Source organism: Streptomyces calidiresistens, from assembly GCF_014141525.1.
In the GTDB taxonomy this organism is placed as follows: Bacteria; Actinomycetota; Actinomycetes; order Streptomycetales; family Streptomycetaceae; genus Streptomyces; species Streptomyces calidiresistens.
On sequence record NZ_VKHS01000860.1, the window covers coordinates 1 to 2,165 of the forward strand.

Here is a 2,165-nt window from a genome sequence, read left to right on the forward strand (position 1 = left end):
CCCCCGTCCCGAACCCCCGTCCCGGAACGGCGCCCGGTCCCTCAGCCGGCGCGCAGCGGCAGTTCCGCCCCGTCCCGCAGGAACAGCGGGATCCGCTCCAGCGGCGCCGCCACCGTCACCTCCGCACCGCCCGCGTACTCCTCACCGGTCCAGGCGTCGGTCCACCGCGCCCCCGCCGGCAGGTACACCGTGCGCTCGCGTGCCCCCGCCTCCAGCACCGGCGCCACCAACACGTCGGGACCGAAGAGGTAGGCGTCGGCGATCCCCCAGGTCCGCGCGTCGTCCGGGAAGTCCAGGAACAGCGGACGCATCACCGGCAGCCCCTCGGTGTGCGCCGTCCGCATCTGCTCCAGGACGTACGGGCGCAGCCGCTCGCGCAGCCGCACGTACTCCTCCAGGATCGCGCCGGCCTCCTCGCCGTAGGACCACACCTCGTTCGGCCCGCCGGTCATGTCCGGCCCCAGGGGCATCCCCGGGTCCCGGAAGCCGTGCAGGCGCATCAGCGGCGAGAACGCGCCGAACTGGAACCAGCGCACCATCACCTCGCGGTACGCCGGGTCGTCCGGGTCGCCGCCGTGGAAGCCACCGATGTCGGTGTTCCACCACGGGATGCCGGACAGGGCGGTGTTCAGGCCCGCCGCGATCTGCCGCCGCAGGGTGGCGAAGTCCGTGCCGATGTCCCCCGACCACAGGGCGGCGCCGTGCCGCTGGCTGCCCGCCCACGCCGAGCGGTTCAGCGTGATGGTCTCCTCGCCCGCGGCGGTCAGGCCCTCGTGGAAGGCCCTGGCGTTCTCGCGCGGGTAGAGGTTGGCGACCTCCAGCCCCGGCCCGGCGTGGTAACGGTGGTTGCCCGCGAAGCCCGGCTTGAGTTCCGGCTCGCAGGCGTCCAGCCAGAACGCCTTGATGCCGTACGGCTCCAGGTAGTTCTCCCGGATCCGGGACCAGACGAACTCCCGTGCCTCCGGGTTGGTCGCGTCGTAGAACGCCACCTGCACCGGCTCGGCGACCTCCTTGTCCGGCCAGTCCGCGTGCGCCATCGGACCGTACTCGGTACCGATGAACCAGCCGCGCTGCTCCAGCGTGGGGTGGTTCTCGCTCAGCGGGGAGACCGACGGCCACACCGAGACCACCAGCGTGGTGCCCATCTCCGACAGCTCCCGCACCATCGCGGCCGGGTCCGGCCACTCGGCCGGGTCGAAGCGCCACTCGCCCAGGTGCGTCCAGTGGAAGAAGTCGCAGACGATCGCGGCCAGCGGCAGCCCGCGCCGCTTGTACCCGCGCGCCACCTCCAGCAGTTCCTCCTGGGTGCGGTAGCGCAGCTTGCACTGCCAGAACCCGGCCGCCCACTCCGGCAGCATCGGGGTGCGGCCGGTGACCGCCGAGTACCGGCGCTGCCCGTCGGCGGGGGTACCGGCGGTGATCCAGTAGTCGATCTGGCGGGCGCTGTCGGCGACCCAGCGGGTGCCGTTGGCCGCCAGCTCCACCCGCCCCACGGCCGGGTTGTTCCACAGCATCGTCCAGCCCCGGCTGGAGACCAGCACCGGGATGGAGACCTCGGCGTTGCGCTGCACCAGATCCAGCACGACGCCCTTCTGGTCCAGCAGGCCGTGCTGGTGCTGACCCAGGCCGTACAGCTTCTCGTCCGGGTGGGCGGCGAACCGCTGCTCCAACCGGTGGTAGCCGTTGCCGGTGGCGGTGTACAGACGGGGCCCCGGCCACCAGAAGTGCGCGCGCTCCTCGGCGAGCAGTTCCCCGCCGGTGGTGGAGTCCAGGAAGCGGATCATGCCCTCGGCACCGACCTCGGCGGTGACCGCGCCGTTCACCAGGACGGCGGTCCCGTTCCCGATCTTCACGGCGGCGTCGGGAGCCGGGGGACGCTCGGCGGCGAGCGCGCCGGGCAGGCCGTCGAGCACCGGACCCCCGAGCCGCGCGCGAACCCGTACCGCGTCCGGCCCCCACGGCTCGATCAGCAGGGTTTCCTGTCGGCCGCTCCACTCCAGGGCGCCGTCGCGCTCGCGGAAGGCGCCGACGGTGGGGGAGGACTGGGCCAGGGAGACGGCAGGTGATGAATCGTTCAACGAAAACTCCCGTGGAAAGGGGCCGCCACGGCGGGGTGGCGACGGTGTGCCGGCGAATCGCCCGACGCCGGCCGGGCGGGTCGGGGG

1 protein-coding gene is annotated in these 2,165 nt (G+C 73.1%); it reads right to left on the reverse strand.

Features of this window, described 5'->3' with window-relative positions; all coding sequences use genetic code 11:
• Window positions 1-41 precede the first annotated feature (41 nt).
• Window positions 42-2,078 carry a glycoside hydrolase family 31 protein gene (locus tag FOE67_RS23515; protein ID WP_182666846.1) on the reverse strand — a complete coding sequence of 679 codons (2,037 nt, stop codon included), beginning with the start codon at window positions 2,076-2,078 and terminating at the stop codon, window positions 42-44.
• Window positions 2,079-2,165 lie beyond the last annotated feature (87 nt).